Raw genomic sequence first — 17,492 nt, forward strand, 5'->3', positions numbered from 1 at the left:
CCGGGTCAGAACTGCACCTTCACCGCGGCGCGCTCCGCGTCGTTCGTGGTGGCCTGCAGCATGGCGGCCTCGCGGAAACCGAACAAGCCGGCCAGCACGCTGGTGGGGAACTGCTGGGCGGCGTTGTTGTAGTCGAGCGTCGCGTCGTTGAAGAGCTGGCGAGAAAAGGCGACCTTGTTTTCGGTGCTGGTGAGTTCTTCACTCAACTCGCGCAGGGTCTGGTCGGCCTTCAGCTCGGGGTAGGCCTCCACCAGCGCCATCAGGCGCCCCATCGCGCCGGTGAGCACCTGCTCAGCCACGCCCAGGCTCTTCATCGCGCCGGCATCGCTCGGACGGCCACGCGCCACGTCGGCCGCTGCACGGGCCTGGTTGCGCGCGGCGGTCACCGCTTCGAGGGTTTCGCGCTCGTGCTCGAGGTATTTCCTGGCGGTTTCGACCAGGTTGGGGATCAGGTCGTAGCGGCGCTTGAGCTGCACGTCGATCTGCGCAAAGGCGTTGGCGATCGCATTGCGCAGCCGCACCAGCCGGTTGTAGGCGCCCACGGACCAGAAGCCCAGCACGGCCAGGACGACGAGGGTGACGATCTGCGTTGAGGTCATGCCTGCACCCCGCTCGCCGGGTATGCCGACACCCCGCTCGCCGAGTACGGCGATCGACCCTCCGTGAGGGTCCGGCCTTGCTTGGGGCGGCCCGGCGCGGCGGCCGGGTATGTCGACACCCCGCTCGCCGAGTACGGCGATCGACCCTCCGAGTGGGTCCGGCCTTGCTTGGGGCGGCCCGGCGCGGCGGCCGGGTATGCCTGCACCCCGCTCGCCGGGTACGGCGATCGACCCTCCGAGAGGGTCCGTGAAAGACGCGTTGGCACTGGAGGTCTCCTGCTGGCAAGTGCGGCGACGCGACTCTACTGCACGCCGCTCGGGGCTACTCGGCCGGCACCACCAGGTCGGCCGTCCCCCGGCACAGGCGGCGCGGATGCTCGCGCGAGGCGTCGATGCAGCCGCCTTCGGCGTACACGCCCTTCGGGTCGCGCAGGCGCACCATGCGCGCCAGGATGCGCTCGAGCTCGGCCGGGTCGTCCATCGACCGGCGCACGTGCTGCTCGACCACCGCCTCGTCGATGCGCGGCTCGCCTTGCGCGTCGGTGTAGACCGCATGCCGCCAGTGGTAGATCTCCACGCACTTGCTGGCCAGGGTGAACGGGCGGTTGTGGCGCCAGAAGTTGGTGAACAGCCCGCCGCCCAGGTAGAACACCCACGAGCCTTCGTAGCCCGACGCATCGGACGACGCGGCATCCGGGTTGCGGAACCACAGCCGGTCGCCCGGGACGTAGAAGCGCGGCGGCAGCGGCGCCTCGAGGGAGCCCACCTCTTGCAGGAACACGTCGTGGAACTGGCCCGACATGATGGCCTTGCGTTCCCAGCGCTGCTGCAGCTGGTGCAGCAGCTCGGGGTACCCGGATTCGAGCTCCTCGGCAATGGCCAGCAGGATCACGTATTCGGTGGCGCGATAGCAGGAGAACGAATACAGCTTGCCCGACACGCCGGGTTGCGTGGCCCGGCGCAGCGCCTCGATGAGCGGCTTGCCGGGCAGCACGGTGAAGCTGCGGCTGGGGTCGTAGGTCCACCAGCCCTCGGGGCGTTCGGCCTCGGCCGTGCCGAAGGCGAGCTCGGTGCGCCGCGCGGCTTCGACGATGTTGCGGCGCACCCGCACCGCGCTGGCCAGCTCGGCCAGGGTCGGGAATTCATAGGCCACCGGCGCGGCCAGCAAGGCGATGGCGATCTCGCGCTCGAGGTCTTCGCGGCGGCGCAGCGGATCCAGGCCGCAGCGCTCGCACAGCTGCAGCGTGTCATGACCGGGCACCCAGGCTTCGGCCAGGTCGGCGCGCAACTGCAGGCGCAGCCGGCCCTCGGCACACCGCATCTCCACGCTGCCGGCCAGCTGCAAGCCGCCGAGCCAGTCCGTCGCCTCGCGACGGGCGGCCTGGCCGTCCGGTGCATCGAGGACAATACCGCCTCCGCGCACCAGGGCGCGGTCCGCTTCGACGACCTCGCTTGTCGCCTCCTCCATCCCCACGCTCCTGTAGTCCCGCGCAGATGTCATCGCATCCCTTGGCGCCAAATCACTCTAGCACCGACCTGTCGCTTCGCAGCGACAACTTTTGCGCACATTGCCTCGCGCGGTGCCTGCGCGTGGTGCCGGCATGACCGTGGCCGCCGCACCGGCAGGCCGCCCGATGGCGGCGTCCGCGTCGCTGAGCCTGGTCGACACGCTGAAGGCCTTCGCCTCGCAGCTCATCGTCTGGCACCACCTGACCTTCTACGGCCCGATGTCCGACGTGGCCCGGCCGCATGCGCCGGGGTTGCTCGACTGGCTGGCCGACGACGCGCGCATCGCCGTGCAGGTGTTCCTGGTGGTGGCGGGCTTCCTGGCAGCGCGCTCGCTGCTGGAGCGCACCCGCATCGACCTGCCCCGGCTGGTGTGGCAACGCTACCTGCGGCTGGTGCGGCCGTATGCTGTGGCGCTGGTGGCGGCCGTGCTGGCCGCCTGGATCGCGCGCGAGCTGGTGCCAGACCACCCCCATGCACCGGCTGCACCCACCGTCGTCCAGCTGCTCGCCCACCTGCTCATGCTGCAGGACGTGGCCGGCATCGACGCGCTGTCGGCCGGGGTCTGGTACGTGGCCATCGACCTGCAGCTGTATGCGCTGCTGGCCGGGCTGCTATGGCTGTCGCAGCGTGCTGCCGGCCTTGCGCTGCCTGTCGTGGCGGCCCTGATGCTGCTGTCCCTGCTGTGGCTCAACCGCCAGCCGGAGCTCGACGTGTGGGCGCCGTACTTCTTCGGCGCCTATGGCCTGGGGGTGCTGGCCTACTGGATGTCGCAGCAGCCCCGGCGCCTGGCCTGGGCGGCCGTGCTGGCCGGCGTGGTGCTGCTGGCGCTGGCCTTCGAATGGCGCAGCCGCATCCTGGTGGCCGGCATCACCGCGGTGGCGCTGGTGCTGGCGGCCGACCTGCGCCATCCCGGCGGCGCGGTGGCCGCGGCGCTCGCGCGCATTTCGTACCCGGTGTTCCTGATCCACTACCCGGTGTGCCTGGTCGTGGGCGCAGCCGTGCTGCGCTTCTGGCCCGACAGCGTGGCGGTGAACGTGCTGGGCATGGTGGTCGCCTGGCTGCTCAGCCTCATGGCGGGCGCCCTCCTGCAGCGCTGGATCGAGCCGGCCAGGAACCCTGCTCAGCGCGCGGCCAGGTAGCTCTCGTAGCCGGCGCGGCGCAGCTCGCAGGCCGGGCATTGCCCGCAGCCGTAGCCCCAGGCGAAGCGCTTCGAGCGTTCGCCCAGGTAGCAGGTGTGGGTGTGCTCGGCGATCAGCTCGTTGAGCGGTTCGCCGCCGAGCTGCTCGGTCAGCGCCCAGGTCTGCGCCTTGGTGAGCCACATCAGCGGCGTCTCCACCGTGAGCGGCGTGTCCATCCCCAGGCTCAGCGCCACCTGCAGCGCCTTGAGCGTGTTGTCGCGGCAGTCCGGGTAGCCGGAATAGTCGGTCTCGCACATGCCGCCCACCAGTACCGAGGCGCCGCGGCGATAGGCCAGCGTCGCCGCGAAGGTGAGGAACAGCAGGTTGCGGCCCGGCACGAAGGTGTTGGGCAGGCCGTTGGCCTGCATCTCGATGGCCCGCGACTCGGTGAGCGCGGTGTCGCTGATCTGGCCGAGCAGGGCGAGGTCGAGCACGTGGTCGTCGCCCAGCCTGGCGCCCCAGTGCGGAAAGGCGTCGCGCAGCGCGGCGATGACGCGCGGGCGGCATTCGAGCTCCACGCGGTGGCGCTGACCATAGTCGAAGCCGATGGTTTCGACCCGTGCGTGGCGCTCGAGCGCCCAGGCCATGCAGGCGGTGGAGTCCTGTCCGCCGCTGAACAGGACGATGGCAGTGCGAGGATCCAGCGTGTTCACGATCTGATTTCGCCCTGGCCGAAGACCACCCACTTCAAGGAGGTCAAGCCCTCCAGCCCCACCGGGCCGCGCGCATGGAACTTGTCGGTCGAGATGCCGATCTCGGCGCCCAGGCCGTATTCGAAGCCGTCGGCGAAGCGGGTGCTGGCGTTGACCATCACGCTGGCCGAATCGACCTCGCGCAGGAAGCGCATCGCGTTCGGATGGTTGGTGGTGAGGATGGCGTCGGTGTGGTGCGACCCGTAGCGGTTGATGTGGGTGATGGCTTCGTCGAGGCTCTTCACCACCTTGATGCTGATGACCGGCGCCAGGTATTCCTCGCTCCAGTCGGCTTCGGTGGCTTCGACCAGCTTCGCGCCCGGCATGGCCTTCAGCACCGACAGCGCGGTGGCGTCGCCGCGCATTTCCACGCCCTTGGCGGCGAACACCATGCCGATGTTGAGCAGGAAGGCGCCGGCCTGCCGCTCATGCACCAGCAGCGACTCGGCGGCATTGCAGGGGCTGTACTTCTGGGTCTTGGCGTTGTCGGTCACCTTGACCGCCAGCTCCAGATCGACCTCGGCGTCGATGTAGACGTGGCAGTTGCCGTCGAGGTGCTTGATCACCGGCACGGTGGCTTCGCGGCTGATGCGTTCGATGAGGCTCTTGCCGCCGCGCGGGATGATCACGTCCACGTACTCGGGCATGGCGATGAGCCGGCCCACGGCGGCCCGGTCGGTGGTCTGCACGAGCTGCACCGCATCGGCCGGCAGGCCCGCCTCGACCAGCGCCTTCTGCACCAGCTGCCACAGCGCGAGGTTCGAATGAATGGCTTCCGAGCCGCCGCGCAGGATGGCCGCGTTGCCGCTCTTGATGGCCAGCGACGCGGCGTCGATGGTCACGTTGGGCCGGCTTTCGTAGACCATGCCGAACACGCCCAGCGGCACCCTCATCTGACCCACGGTGATGCCGCTCGGGCGGCGCTTGAAGTTGGTGAGCTCGCCGATCGGGTCGGGCAGCTGCGCCACCTGCTCGCAGCCTTCGGCCATCTGCTCGACCACCTTGTCGGTCAGCCGCAGGCGGTCGACCATCGGCGCTGCCAGGCCGCTGGCCTCGGCAGCGCTCACGTCCTGGGCATTGGCGGCCTGCAGTGCCGGTCGCTGGGCCCGGATCTCGCGGGCGAGGGCCAGGAGGGCCGCATTCTTGGCGGCGGTGGAAGCGGCGGCCATGGCGGTGGACGCGGCCCGGGCGGCAGCGCCCAGGTGGTCCATCGTGGCCTGGATGTCGGCGGCAGTCATGCCGCCGATTGTCGCAAAGCGGTGGCCTTACTTCTGGGTTTCGATGCGGTTCCAGGCCTTGCCGTCGAAGCTCAGCACGCGCAGCAGTTTGGTCGTGTTCGTGCTCCCCATGGTGGCCAGCCCGGTCGAGATTTCGCCGTTGCGGGTGGCGTCGACAGTGCAGTTGCTCTGCGTCAGAGACACCGACCAGACATTGCGGTCGCCCGTACGTGTGATCGTGCCGTTGAAATTGCAGCCGTTGACGGCGGTACCCACCAGCGTGCCCGACGTAGCGGAAGTGGCGTCAACAACCACCGTCACGCCGGTGGCGATCGTGTACGTACCTTCGTAGTCCAGCAGCGACTGGGGCGTATGGCCGATGGCCTGGTACTTCACGGTCATGTTGTCGAACGTGTTCGTCGTGGCCGTCGTGAAGCCGAGCGTGATCTCATCGGAAGTCGGCAGGAAGTTGCCCGCGAAGCTGCCCGTGCGCCCATTGGCGGTGGTGACAACCTCTGTCGCGAGGCCCTCGTCGTAGCGGCTGCTCGCGAAGCTGAAAGAGTTGCCGGTGGCTGCGTAGTTTGCGCCGCGGAAGTAGCGGATCGTCGAACCTTCGATCTGGTAGCCGTAGGTCACGCCATTGAGCGCATAGACAAAACCGCCGCTGGTGTTCTGCCACACACCGGAGATGTCTACGTTGGCGGCTGCGCCGTCATCACCGCCGCCGCAGGCGGCAACCAGTACGGCCACCGAGGCGGCGGCCAGAGCGTGGATCGCGTGGTATCGCTTCATGAGTGCGAGTCTCCTTGTGGCACGGGGCAAACGAAGCCGCGAGTCTGGCACGGCTTTGTTAAGCGCGCGCGGTCAATGGGTCGCCGAGAAGCGACTCACCGCCCACAGCCAGGCCGGTGCCGTGAACACGAAGGCCAGCGTGGAGACGACGATGGTGGCCGTCGTCTCGGCCTCCTGGGTGGCATAGCGCTGGGAGAACATCAGTGCGTTGGTACCCGAGGGCAGCCCGGCGCACATCACGATCACCGTGAGCGGCAGGCCGGAGAGGCCGAACACGAAATGGCCCGCCAGCAGCACCAGCGCCGGCTGCACCAGCATCTTGGCCACGGTGAGCCCGATGGCGCCGCGTGCCGCGCCCTTGATGCCGTAATGCGCCAGCGACATGCCGATGGCGATGAGGCACACCGGCACCACCGCCTGCCCCAGCATCAAAAGGATCTGGTCCACCGCCTGCGGGATCTCGACGCCGGTGACGTTCCAGGCCAGCCCCACCAGCACCGGCAGCACCACCGGATGGATGATGGTGTTGCGGGCGGTGAGCAGCAGCGTGGCGCCCAGGTCGTGCCGCTCGTTCTGCGCCGCCTTGGCGGCCGCGCGGGCCACGTCCAGCTCCACCAGCACGGTCAGCACGGTGAGCAGCGTGAGCGCGTGCAGGCTCACGATGGCCAGGTGGATCGACAGCCCCGTCTCGCCGAACAGCGCCGCCGCGATGGGAATGCCCAGCTGCACCGTGTTGCCGAAGGTGGCGGTGATGGCCCGCACGCTGGGTTCTGCCGCAGCGGCGTTGGCCTCCTGCCCGGCGCGCCAGCGCCGCCAGGCGTACACCGCCAGCAGCCAGCCCACCACCGGCACGAAGTAGGCCGCGATGGTGGCCCAGGGCATGGTGGCGAAGTCGATGCGCGCGGTGGTGCGGAACAGCAGCGCCGGCGCAAACAGGTAGAAGGCCGTGTTCGACAGCGCCCGCGCCGCCTCGCCGCCACCGAAGAACCTGGCACGGCCGGCCAGCCAGCCGACCACCACCACCACGAAGATGGCAAAGAGCTTGAGGAAGACCAGCGCGGACATCATGCGGGCCAGTATGCCGAGGCCAGGCGGCGCCCCGGCTACGTGATCACCGCAGCCCGGCCGGCATCGTTCACTCCGCGCCCGCGGTCTTCTTGGCCGCCGCCTTCTTCGCGGGCGCCTTCTTGGCCGGGGCGCGCGGCTCGAACTCGAAGCCCACCTTGCCGGCCTTGGCGTCCCACGCCAGGAAGGCCTTGAACTTGCGCCGCGTCTTGTTGGAGACGAAGTTCTCCAGCAGGTCGGTCTTGCCTTCCTTCAGGAGCTTGGTGACCTGCTCGCGCCCGATGGGCTGCTGCAGGATGATCTTGCCGCTCTTGAAATCGCAGGTGACGTGCGCACCCACCGCGTTTTCGCACACGTAGTTGGTGCCGTGCTCGTAGACATGACCCTTGCACTTGGGGCAGGCGCCCAGGCTCTGCTGGCCGGAAAAGTCGACCGGCTCGCCCGACTCGCCTTCCTTCTTGGCGTCTTCGCCGAAGTCGAACTCCAGCTTCCAGTTCCTGATTTCGTCGTCGTAGGCGAGCTTGAGCTCGGCGGTGAAGGGCCAGCCCGCCTTGGAGCGGAAGCCCTCGAGCGGGCCGATCTTCTTGTCGGCCAGGAACTGCTCCACCTCGGCCAGCTCGAAGCTGCGCCCGCCGGGGATCTTGCTGATGGAGAAGTCGCACTTCTCGCAGGCGAAGCGACGGTAGTTCTCCTTGACCGTGCCGCCGCAGTTCGGGCAGGGCGTCTTGAGCGTCGCATAGTCGCCCGGGATGGTGTCGCGGTCGTATTCCTTGGCCTTCTGCACCACCCGCTTGGTCATCGCCGCGATCTCGGCCATGAAGGCTTCGCGCGAGAGCTTGCCCTTTTCCATCTGCGACAACTGGTATTCCCAGTTGCCGGTGAGCTCCGGGCGAGTGAGGTCTTCCACATCCAGCCCGCGCAGCAGCGTCATCAGCTGGAAGGCCTTTGCGGTGGGAATCAGCTCGCGGCCCTCGCGCACCATGTACTTCTCGAGGATCAGCCCTTCGATGATGGCCGCGCGGGTGGCCGGCGTGCCCAGGCCCTTCTCCTGCATGGCCTCGCGCAGCTCGTCGTCGTCGATCAGCTTGCCGGCGCCCTCCATGGCCGACAGCAGCGTCGCTTCGGTGTAGCGCGCCGGCGGCTTGGTGCGCAGCGCGTTGACGTCCACGCTCTCGGTGCGCACCACCTCGCCTTCCTGCACCGGCACCAGGTTGGCGTCGTCTTCCTGCGCCTCCTTGCCGTAGACGGCCAGCCAGCCCGGCTTCACCAGCACCTTGCCGTTGGTCTGGAAGCTGTAGGTCTTGCCTTCGTTCCTGACGGTCGAGATGCGGGTGGTGACCAGGTACTCGGCCGGCGGGAAGAACACCGCCAGGAAGCGCTTGACCACCATGTCGTACAGCTTGGCCTCCGGCTCGGTGAGGCTCTTGGGCGCCTGCAGCGTGGGGATGATGGCGAAGTGGTCGCTGATCTTCGAGTTGTCGAAGATGCGCTTGTTGGGCTTGACGTAGCCTTCCTTGATCGCCTTGGCCGCATGCGGCGCCAGCTCACGCAAGGGCCCGGGCAGGTCCTCCTCGCTGATCATCTTCATGGTCTGCTTGACCACGTTGACGTAGTCCTCGGGCAGCGCGCGCGAATCGGTACGGGGGTAGGTCAGCACCTTGTGCTTCTCGTACAGCGCCTGCGCGAGGCCGAGCGTGGTCTTGGCCGAGAAGCCGAAACGCGAGTTGGCCTCGCGCTGCAGCGTCGTGAGGTCATACAGGCCCGGGCTGCTCTGCGTGCTGGGCTTGGACTCCTCGGTCACCGAGGCCGGCTGGCCTCGCGTGGCTTGGGCGATCGCCTCGGCGAGCTTGCCGTCCCAGAGGCGGTCGGCGCGCTTGTCCGGATCGTTCTCGTCCTTCTTGAAGGCCGGGTCGAACCACTTGCCCTCGTACTGGCCGGCCTGTGCGTCGAAGGTGGCGCGCAGCTCCCAGTAGTCGCGCGGCACGTGCTTGCGGATCTTCTCCTCGCGCTCGACCACGATCGACAGCGTGGGCGTCTGCACCCGGCCCACGGTGGTGAGGAAGAAGCCGCCGTCGCGCGAGTTGAAGGCGGTCATGGCGCGCGTGCCGTTGATGCCGACCAGCCAGTCGGCCTCCGAGCGGCTGCGGGCCGCGTCGGCCAGGCCATGCATCTGCGAGTCGGAGCGCAGCGCCTCGAAGCCGTCGCGGATCGCCTGCGGCGTCATGCTCTGCAGCCACAGCCGCTTCACCGGCTGCTTAGCCTTCGCGTACTGCTGGATGAGCCGGAAGATCAGCTCCCCTTCGCGCCCCGCGTCACAGGCGTTGATGAGTTCGGTCACGTCCTTGCGCTTGGCGAGCTTGACGATGGCGTTCAGCCGGCCCTTGCTCTTGTCGATGGGCGCGAGGTCGAAGTGCGGCGGGATCACCGGCAGGTGCGCGAAGCTCCACTTGCCGCGCTTGACGTCGAACTCCTCGGGCGCCTTGATCTCGACCAGGTGGCCGACCGCCGAGGTGACGATGTAGTGCTCGCTCTCGAAGTACTCGTCGTGCTTGTCGAACTTGCCTGCCGACGGCTGCAGCGCGCGAACGATGTCCTGCGCCACCGACGGCTTTTCCGCGATAACCAATGCCTTGCTCATTTTCTCGTTCGTATTCGGTTGCTACCCGGCGTCCATACAATCCGGGCTCTCGCGCGCACGCACACGCACGCGCGCGCACCCATGAATTCACTCTAACCAAACATCGAGATGACGCAAGCGCGCCCCGGCAAGTCCTCCCAACCGCCCAAGAAAACGCCGGCCGCCAAGGCCGCCGCGCCCAAGCCGGTGGGCGGCCGCCGCATCCAGGTGCGCCGCTCCGGTGTGCACGGCAAGGGCATGTATGCGGTCGAGCCCCTCAAGAAGGGCGAGGTGCTGATCGAATACAAGGGCGAGATCATCAGCTGGGACGAGGCGCTGCGCCGCCACCCGCACGACCCCACCGACCCGCACCACACCTTCTACTTCCACATCGACGACGAGCGCGTCATCGATGCCAAGTACGGCGGCAACTCGGCGCGCTGGATCAACCACTCCTGCGACCCGAACTGCGAGGCCGACGAAACCGACGGCCGGGTGTTCATCAAGGCGCTGCGCAACATCAAGGCCGGCGAGGAGCTGTTCTACGACTACGGCCTGGTGATCGACGAGCGCTACACGCCCAAGCTCAAGAAGCAGTACGAATGCCGCTGCGGCGCCACGAACTGCCGCGGCACCATGCTCGCACCGAAGAGATGACCCAGCCCTGGCCCGCCGAAACGTTGTGGGAGCAGCTGGAGCCGCTGCTGCCCGGCCTCAACGTCGAGGTGGTGGCCGAGGCCGACTCCACCAACACCCGCCTGCTCGAACGCGCGCGGGCCGGCGACGGCGGCGCCTGCCTGCTGGTGGCAGAGCGACAGACGGCCGGGCGCGGGCGCATGGGTCGCCACTGGGAGTCGTCGCCCGGCGCGTCGCTCACCTTTTCGCTGGCGCTGCCGCTGGCACCGGCCGACTGGTCCGGCCTGTCGCTGGTGGTGGGCGTCGCCCTGGCCGAGGCACTGCATCCGCAGCTGCGGCTGAAGTGGCCCAACGACCTGTGGCTGCTGTCGGGAAGCGATGGTGCACGCGGCCGCAAGCTGGGCGGCATCCTCATCGAGACCGCCATGGCGGCCGATCGCCGCGTCGCCGTCATCGGCGTGGGGCTCAACATCCGTGACGCGCAGGACGACCCGGCCGCGGAGGTGGGTCGCGCCGCCCTGGCCGAACTCGATGCACAGGCCGGCGCCCCCGCCACCCTGCTACGAGTGGCACGCCCGTTGCTGCAGGCGGTGCTCGCCTTCGAGCGCGAGGGCTTCGCACCGTGGCAGGCCCGCTATGCGGCCCGCGATGCGCTCGCCGGCCGCAGCGTGCGGCTGCTGCCGGCGCAGGGGCCGGCGGTCGAGGGCACGGTCGAAGGCGTGAACAGCCAGGGCGGCCTGCTCGTGCATACTGCCGCCGGCCTTTCGACCATCACGAGCGGTGAAGTGAGCGTGCGTCCATGTTGAGAGCCCTGGTCGTCCTGTTGCTGCTGGCCAATCTCGCCTTCTTTGCCTGGACGCAAGGCTGGCTGACCGGCCTCACCGGCATCAGCCCGGAGGGCGACCGCGACCCGGCGCGGCTCAAGCGCCAGGTGCGCCCCGAGGTGATCCGCATCCTGCCGCCCGGCTCGGTGCCCGCATCGGCGCCAGCCGAAACCACCGGCGCCGCAGCAGCCGCCACCCTGGTGGTCGCCTGCATCGAAGGCGGCCCCTACAGCGCTGCCGAGCTGCCGGCCGCCGAGGGCGTGCTGAAGGCCGCCCTGCCCGCAGGCGCCACCTGGGTCGTGCAGAACGGCGAACGCGCCGGCGTGTGGCTCATCTACATGGGCAAGTACGCCAACCGCGAGGCGCTCGACCGGAAGGTGGCCGAGCTGAAGCGCTTCGACGTGAACTCCGAGCCGGTGCGCAGCTCACCCGAGCTGGAGCCGGGCCTGTCGCTCGGCCGCTTCGAAAGCCTGACCCAGGCCGATGCGCGGCTGGCAGACCTCGCCAAGCGCGGCGTGCGCACCGCACGGGTCATCAACATCACGCCGCCGGTGCCGGTCCACACCTTGCGGTTCACGCAGGCCGACGCGTCGCTGCAGCGCACGCTGGCCGGCCTGAAGGACAGGCTGCCCGGAGAAAAGGGCTTCAGCCCTTGCGCCGGCGGGGCCTGAACGCGGCGACTGCGGCCACCACGGCCAGCGCTGCCAGCACCTCGCCCAGGCCGAGCGCGCCGCCCCCGCCACCCGACGGAACAGGGGTCGGCGTGGAGGCCGGTGCCTGCACATCGATCGTCTGCGTCGCGACCAGCTGACCGCCCGCATCGTCGGTCACCGTGAGCCGCACCGTGAAACTGCCCGCGCCCGACGGCGTGACGCTGACCGGCGAGCCCGCAGGCACGCTGCCGACGATCCCGCCGCCGTCAACCAGCGTCCACTGGTAGGCCGCGATGGAACGCCCGGCCGCGGCGAACGAGTCGGTGGGCGCCAGCTGCACCGGCTGGCCGGCCACCGGGGCCGCGGGGCTCACGTCGATGAAGGCACGACCGTTCGCCGCGGCCTGCACGGCGGCCCCGGCGTCGAGCAGGCCGGCGCCGCAGGTGGAAGTGGTGCAGTAGCACTCGAGCTGGTCACTGTCGGTCGGGGCCGCGCAGGCGCCCACGCTGCCGCCCGCGCCGCTGGTGGGAAACGCCCGCGCGGTGCTGCGCAGGACGCGCCGGATCTGTGCCGCGGTGAGCACGGTGTTGGCCGACGCCACGAGTGCGCTCACACCCGACGCCAGCGGCGCCGAGTAGCTCGTGCCCACCGAGATGTTGCTGCCGTTGGTGTAGCCCGAAGCGACCGGGCCTTGCGTCCCCGAGTTGGTGGTGGTCAGCAGGGGATACAGGCAGGCACCCGAGGTGTTGACGCAGTTGCCCCCCGGCGCCGCGATCGAGAGTTCGGGCCCGATGCTGGAGAAACCGACCTTGGTGCCGGTGTGGCGCAGGCCGGCCACGCCGATGACGCCCGGGCAGTTGGCCGGCTCGGCGACCGCATGGCCGGCGCTGTTGCCGGCCGAGGCCACGATCACCGTGCCGCGCGCGGTGATCTCGTCGACCGCATCGCGGTAGGCCGCGCTGCAGGCGCCGCTGCCGCCCAGGCTGAGGTTGATGACACGCGCGGGGCTGGGGTTGTCGGGCACGCCCGGCACCGCGATGCCCGCCGCCCAGCGCATGCCGGCCAGGATGTCGGAGTCGAAGCCGCCGCATTTGCCCAGCACCCGCACCGGCAGCACCTTCACGTTCCAGCCGGTGCCGGCCATGCCGGTCGCGTTGTGGGTGAGGGCACCGACGATGCCGGCCACCTCGGTGCCGTGCCAGCTCGATGACTTGGCTTTTTCGCCGCTGCCGCACTCGTCGGCGGCCGTCCAGTCGCCGGGATCGGACGCGTCGGCATCGCGGGCGTTGCCGTCGTTGGCCGTCCCGGCGTCGGCGATGAAGTCGTAGCCGTCGAGCAGCTTGCCGCCGGTAGAGACCCGCTGCAGGTCGGGGTGCTCGAAGCGCACTCCGGTGTCGAGCACCGCCACCACCATGTCGGCGCGACCCTGGGTCACGTCCCAGGCCGCGGCCGCGTCGATGGCCGACCGCTCGACGCTGTTGGGCGGCCGCAGGTACCACTGCCCCGCGACCGGGCCGTCGCTGCCGCCTTGCGCATACAGCGGGTCATTGGGCGCGGCCATCAGCCGGCGCCGACGGTCGGGCACGGCGTATTCGACGTCGGGCTGCTGCGACAGCCGCTCGGCCAGTTGCTGCGAGCTCATGCCGCCGGCCTTGAGCACCTGCAGCCGCTCGCCGACCTCGGGCCCCGGCTGCAGCGCCAGCGCGAGGCGCTTGCCCAGCGCCTGGTGGGCAAGCACGGGCGGCTCGCCCTTGAACTTGACGATCACGCGGGCCTGCGCGTCGCTGCCCGCGCCCGCCTGCGCAAGCGTGCACAGCGGCCACGCACAGGCGAGGACAACGGCCAGCCAAGAGTTTCTTGGTCGAGTGCGCATGATTCATCGCATTACACGCATCACGCGGCCGGCCTGCAAACGAAAAACCCCGCCGGAGCGGGGTTGGTCGTGCAACAGGTGCAAGGGCTTGCGAATTACTTCGCCACCACCCGCACCATCTCGAGCACCTTGTTCGAATAGCCCCACTCGTTGTCGTACCAGGACACCAGCTTGACGAAGGTGCCGTCGAGGGCGATGCCGGCTTCGGCGTCGAAGATCGACGTGCGGGCATCGCCGCGGAAGTCGGTGGCCACCACCTTGTCTTCGGTGTAGCCCAGCACGCCCTTGAGCGCGCCTTCGCTTTGCGCCTTGAACTCGGCGCAGATGTCCTTGTAGCTGGCTTCCTTGTTGAGCTCGACCGTGAGGTCGACCACCGACACGTCGGAGGTCGGCACGCGGAAGGCCATGCCGGTGAGCTTCTTGTTGAGCTCGGGGATCACCACGCCCACGGCCTTGGCAGCGCCGGTGGACGACGGGATGATGTTCTCGAGGATGCCGCGGCCGCCGCGCCAGTCCTTGTTGCTCGGGCCGTCCACCGTCTTCTGCGTGGCCGTGGCCGCGTGCACGGTGGTCATCAGGCCGCGCTTGATGCCCCACTTGTCGTTGAGCACCTTGGCCAGCGGGGCCAGGCAATTGGTGGTGCACGAGGCGTTGGAGATGATGGCCTCGCCCTTGTAGGTGCCGTGGTTCACGCCGTACACGAACATCGGCGTGTCGTCCTTCGACGGGGCCGACATGATCACCTTCCTGGCGCCGGCGTCGATGTGCTTCTGCGCGGTTTCCTTGGTGAGGAACAGGCCGGTCGACTCGACCACCACGTCGGCGCCGATCTCGCCCCACTTCAGCTCGGCCGGGTCCTTCACTGCGGTGAGGCGGATCTTCCTGCCGTTGACGATCAGCGTGTTGCCGTCGACCGCGATGCTGCCGTCGAAGCGGCCGTGCACCGAGTCGTACTGCAGCATGTAGGCCAGGTAGTCGGGCTCCAGCAGGTCGTTGATGCCCACGACCTCGATGTCGTTGAAGTTCTTCAGCGCCGCGCGGAACACCATGCGCCCGATGCGGCCGAAGCCGTTGATGCCGATCTTGATGGTCATTTGCTATCTCCTGTCTGGAAGCGGGATGATGAAGTGATTTGGTTACCTGAGGCGATCAAGTGTCCTGACGCGGATCAACGGCTGGCGGCTTGCGGCCCGGGTCAGCGGCCCAGCACCACCTTCACCGTGTCGACGACGTTCTCCGCGGTGAAGCCGAAGTGCTTGAACAGCACGTTGGCCGGGGCCGATTCGCCGTAGCTGTCGATGCCCACCACCGCGGACACGCCGTACTTCCACCAGAAGTCGGTGACGCCGGCTTCCACCGCGATGCGCGGCAGGCCGGCCGGCAGCACGGCTTCCTTGTAGGCGCGGGCCTGGCGGTCGAACACGCTGGTCGAGGGCATGGAGACCACGCGCACCGCGATGCCCTGCACCGCCAGCGTCTGCTGCGCATGCAGTGCGAGCTGCACCTCGGAGCCGGTGGCGATGAGGACGGCCTGCGCCTTCTTCGCGAGGCCCACCTCGCTGGGCTCGGCCAGCACGTAGGCGCCCTTGGCGATGTCGTCCAGGCCCGACTTGGGCGCATATGGCAGGTTCTGGCGCGACAGCAGCAGCGCGCTCGGGCGGTTGCGGCTCTCGATGGCGCAGGCCCAGGCCACCGCGGTCTCGGCGGTGTCGGCCGGACGCCAGACGTCCAGGCCGGGGATCAGGCGCAGCGCCGCGGCATGTTCGATCGACTGGTGCGTCGGGCCGTCCTCGCCCAGGCCGATGGAGTCGTGGGTGAACACGTGGATCACGCGCTGCTTCATCAGCGCGGCCATGCGGATGGCGTTGCGGCTGTAGTCGCTGAAGGTGAGGAAGGTGCCGCCGTAGGGGATGTAGCCGCCGTGCAGCGCCACGCCGTTCATGATGGCGGCCATGCCGAATTCGCGCACGCCGTAGTTGATGTGGCGCCCGCCGTTGGAGGCGCCGGTGGCCGTGTCGAAACGCAGCGCCGGCGTGCTCTTGGTGTTGGTGAGGTTGGAGCCGGTCAGGTCGGCGCTGCCACCCAGCAGTTCGGGCAGCGCGGCGGTGAAGGCCTCCAGCGCGATCTGGCTGGCCTTGCGGCTGGCCACGGTCTCGGCCTTGGTGTGGGCGGCGACCGCTGCATCGACCGCGACCTGGGCGAAGTTCTTCGGCAGCTCGCCCTTCACGCGGCGCAGGAACTCGGCAGCCAGTTCGGGGTGGGCGGCGCGGTAGGCCTCGAAGCGGGTTTCCCAGTCCTTCTGCAGCCGGGTGCCCTCTTCCTTGGCGTCCCACTCGGTGTAGGCCTCGGCCGGGATCACGAACGGGTCGTGCACCCAGCCCAGGGCATCGCGGGTGGCGCGGATCTCGTCGACCCCGAGCGCCTCGCCGTGCGCCTTGGCCGTGCCGGCGCGGTTGGGCGAGCCCTTGCCGATGGTGGTCTTGCAGACGATGAGGGTGGGCTTGTCGGTGCTTTTCCGGGCACGCGCAATGGCCGCATCGACGGCCTCGACGTCATGGCCGTCCACCGCGTCGATGACGTTCCAGCCGTAGGCGGCAAAGCGCTTCGGCGTGTCGTCGATGAACCACGGGTCCACCTGGCCGTCGATCGAGATGCCGTTGTCGTCGTAGAGCGCGATCAGCTTGTTGAGCTTCCAGGCGCCGGCCAGCGCGCAGGCTTCGTGGCTGATGCCTTCCATCAGGCAGCCGTCGCCCAGGAACACGTAGGTGTGGTGGTCCACCACCTTGTGCTCCTCGCGGTTGAACTCGTGCGCGAGCAGCTTCTCGGCCAGCGCGAAGCCGACCGCGTTGGTGATGCCCTGGCCCAGCGGCCCGGTGGTGGTTTCGACGCCCGGGGTGATGCCCACCTCGGGGTGGCCCGGCGTCTTGCTGTGCAGCGTGCGGAAGTTCTTCAGCTCCGACAGCGGCAGGTCGTAGCCGCTCAGGTGCAGCAGCGAATAGATGAGCATCGAGCCGTGGCCGTTGGACAGCACGAAGCGGTCGCGGTCGGGCCAGGCCGGGTCTTGCGGGTTGTGGCGCAGGTGCCGGCCCCACAGGGCGACGGAGATCTCGGCCATGCCCATCGGGGCGCCGGGGTGGCCGGAGTTCGCTTGCTGGACGGCGTCCATGGCCAGCGCGCGGATGGCGTTGGCCATGAGGGTGGTGTTCTGAGCCATGGGGAAGGCGGTGGAGGCAGGTGGAAAACCGGCGATTTTACGGGCCGCCTCCAGCCCATAATCCCCGCCAGCCATCCAGCGAGCCCGCATGCAAGGACTCCACCTGACCGCCGACCTGCGCGGCTGCCCCGCCGCGCAGCCCGCCATGACCACCCCCGAGGCACTGCGCGAACTGTGTGTCGCCGCCGTGCACGACGCCGGCCTCTTGCCGGTGGGCGAGTGCTTTCACGGCTTCCCGCCCGAAAACGGCGAGCCCCGCGGCGTCACCGGCGTGGTGCTGCTGGCCGAGTCGCACCTGGCGGTGCACACCTGGCCCGAGATCGACGCGGTGACGCTGGACGTCTACGTCTGCAACCTGGGCGCCGACAACTCCGCCAAGGCGCACCGGCTGCTCGACACCCTGCTGGCCGCTTTCGGGCCGGCCAGCGTGGCCAGACATGCGCTGCAGCGAGGCGCGGCCCCGACGCTGGAGCGCGCCGCATGAGACACCCTCCACTCCAGCGGGCCGAGCGCCGGGCCGCTCCCAAGCCGGCCCGCATCCCCCCGGGGGATCGGCCGGCGTACCCGCCGGTCGAGGGGCAGTCATCCTTGCGGGCCGAGCGCCGGGCCGCTCCCAAGCCGGC

Annotated in this window: 15 protein-coding genes; 5 read left to right on the forward strand and 10 right to left on the reverse strand. The window is 69.2% G+C overall.

The annotated features are described in order from the left end of the window. Positions 1 to 5 precede the first annotated feature (5 nt). Both E8D38_RS23440 and E8D38_RS23445 read right to left on the reverse strand, forming a co-directional pair. Positions 6 to 599, reverse strand: coding sequence for a LemA family protein (locus E8D38_RS23440; protein WP_140636198.1), 594 nt, complete (start codon positions 597 to 599; stop codon positions 6 to 8). Between the two features lie 322 nt (positions 600 to 921). Next, entirely contained in the window at positions 922 to 2,067 is a 1,146-nt protein-coding gene (locus E8D38_RS23445) for a hypothetical protein (protein WP_140636200.1), read from the reverse strand. Positions 2,068 to 2,200: 133 nt separating this feature from the next. Here E8D38_RS23445 and E8D38_RS23450 point away from each other — a divergent pair, with 133 nt between their 5' ends. Next, positions 2,201 to 3,247 (forward strand): acyltransferase family protein, encoded by a 1,047-nt coding sequence (locus E8D38_RS23450; protein WP_246099624.1) that lies wholly within the window; start codon positions 2,201 to 2,203, stop codon positions 3,245 to 3,247. Here the strand turns inward: E8D38_RS23450 and queC are convergent. From queC to E8D38_RS23475, 5 genes are all read right to left on the reverse strand, one after another. Next, on the reverse strand, positions 3,229 to 3,873 hold the full coding sequence (queC, locus tag E8D38_RS23455) for a 7-cyano-7-deazaguanine synthase QueC (RefSeq protein ID WP_140636228.1): 645 nt from the start codon (positions 3,871 to 3,873) through the stop codon (positions 3,229 to 3,231). The genes E8D38_RS23450 and queC overlap by 19 nt on opposite strands. A gap of 62 nt (positions 3,874 to 3,935) precedes the next feature. After that, positions 3,936 to 5,216: a glutamate-5-semialdehyde dehydrogenase gene (locus E8D38_RS23460; protein ID WP_140636202.1), complete on the reverse strand. Its 1,281-nt coding sequence runs from the start codon at positions 5,214 to 5,216 to the stop codon at positions 3,936 to 3,938. A gap of 27 nt (positions 5,217 to 5,243) precedes the next feature. Next, positions 5,244 to 5,987, reverse strand: a complete 744-nt coding sequence (locus E8D38_RS23465) for a hypothetical protein (protein ID WP_140636204.1) — start codon at positions 5,985 to 5,987, stop codon at positions 5,244 to 5,246. Between the two features lie 72 nt (positions 5,988 to 6,059). Continuing rightward, a complete protein-coding gene (locus E8D38_RS23470; RefSeq protein WP_246099625.1) occupies positions 6,060 to 7,055 on the reverse strand; it encodes an AEC family transporter in 996 nt (331 codons plus the stop codon). 67 nt (positions 7,056 to 7,122) lie between these two features. Continuing rightward, complete coding sequence (locus tag E8D38_RS23475) at positions 7,123 to 9,690, reverse strand: DNA topoisomerase III (RefSeq protein WP_140636206.1); 2,568 nt, start codon at positions 9,688 to 9,690, stop codon at positions 7,123 to 7,125. A gap of 108 nt (positions 9,691 to 9,798) precedes the next feature. On the opposite strand from E8D38_RS23475, the gene E8D38_RS23480 reads away from it, so the two are divergent. The 3 genes from E8D38_RS23480 to E8D38_RS23490 are packed head-to-tail and all read left to right on the forward strand — an operon-like array spanning position 9,799 to position 11,800. After that, positions 9,799 to 10,326: an SET domain-containing protein gene (locus E8D38_RS23480; RefSeq protein ID WP_140636208.1), complete on the forward strand. Its 528-nt coding sequence runs from the start codon at positions 9,799 to 9,801 to the stop codon at positions 10,324 to 10,326. After that, complete coding sequence (locus E8D38_RS23485; protein WP_140636210.1) at positions 10,272 to 11,111, forward strand: biotin--[acetyl-CoA-carboxylase] ligase; 840 nt, start codon at positions 10,272 to 10,274, stop codon at positions 11,109 to 11,111. Before E8D38_RS23480 ends, E8D38_RS23485 begins: the two co-directional genes overlap by 55 nt. Continuing rightward, entirely contained in the window at positions 11,105 to 11,800 is a 696-nt protein-coding gene (locus tag E8D38_RS23490) for a hypothetical protein (protein ID WP_140636213.1), read from the forward strand. Before E8D38_RS23485 ends, E8D38_RS23490 begins: the two co-directional genes overlap by 7 nt. Here E8D38_RS23490 and E8D38_RS23495 read toward each other — a convergent pair. The 3 genes from E8D38_RS23495 to tkt form a co-directional block, all read right to left on the reverse strand. Further along, the gene (locus E8D38_RS23495) at positions 11,775 to 13,655 is read right to left on the reverse strand and encodes a S8 family serine peptidase (protein ID WP_140636215.1); all 1,881 of its coding nucleotides are present in this window, start codon (positions 13,653 to 13,655) and stop codon (positions 11,775 to 11,777) included. The genes E8D38_RS23490 and E8D38_RS23495 overlap by 26 nt on opposite strands. Before the next feature lie 95 nt (positions 13,656 to 13,750). Then, the gene (gene gap / locus E8D38_RS23500; protein ID WP_140636217.1) at positions 13,751 to 14,749 is read right to left on the reverse strand and encodes a type I glyceraldehyde-3-phosphate dehydrogenase; all 999 of its coding nucleotides are present in this window, start codon (positions 14,747 to 14,749) and stop codon (positions 13,751 to 13,753) included. Between the two features lie 101 nt (positions 14,750 to 14,850). Continuing rightward, positions 14,851 to 16,869 (reverse strand): transketolase, encoded by a 2,019-nt coding sequence (tkt, locus tag E8D38_RS23505; RefSeq protein ID WP_246099626.1) that lies wholly within the window; start codon positions 16,867 to 16,869, stop codon positions 14,851 to 14,853. 88 nt (positions 16,870 to 16,957) lie between these two features. Here tkt and speD point away from each other — a divergent pair, with 88 nt between their 5' ends. Then, complete coding sequence (speD, locus tag E8D38_RS23510; protein ID WP_140636219.1) at positions 16,958 to 17,353, forward strand: adenosylmethionine decarboxylase; 396 nt, start codon at positions 16,958 to 16,960, stop codon at positions 17,351 to 17,353. Positions 17,354 to 17,492 lie beyond the last annotated feature (139 nt).

This window comes from Methylibium rhizosphaerae (assembly GCF_006386545.1).
Taxonomy (GTDB): domain Bacteria; phylum Pseudomonadota; class Gammaproteobacteria; order Burkholderiales; family Burkholderiaceae_C; genus Pseudorivibacter; species Pseudorivibacter rhizosphaerae.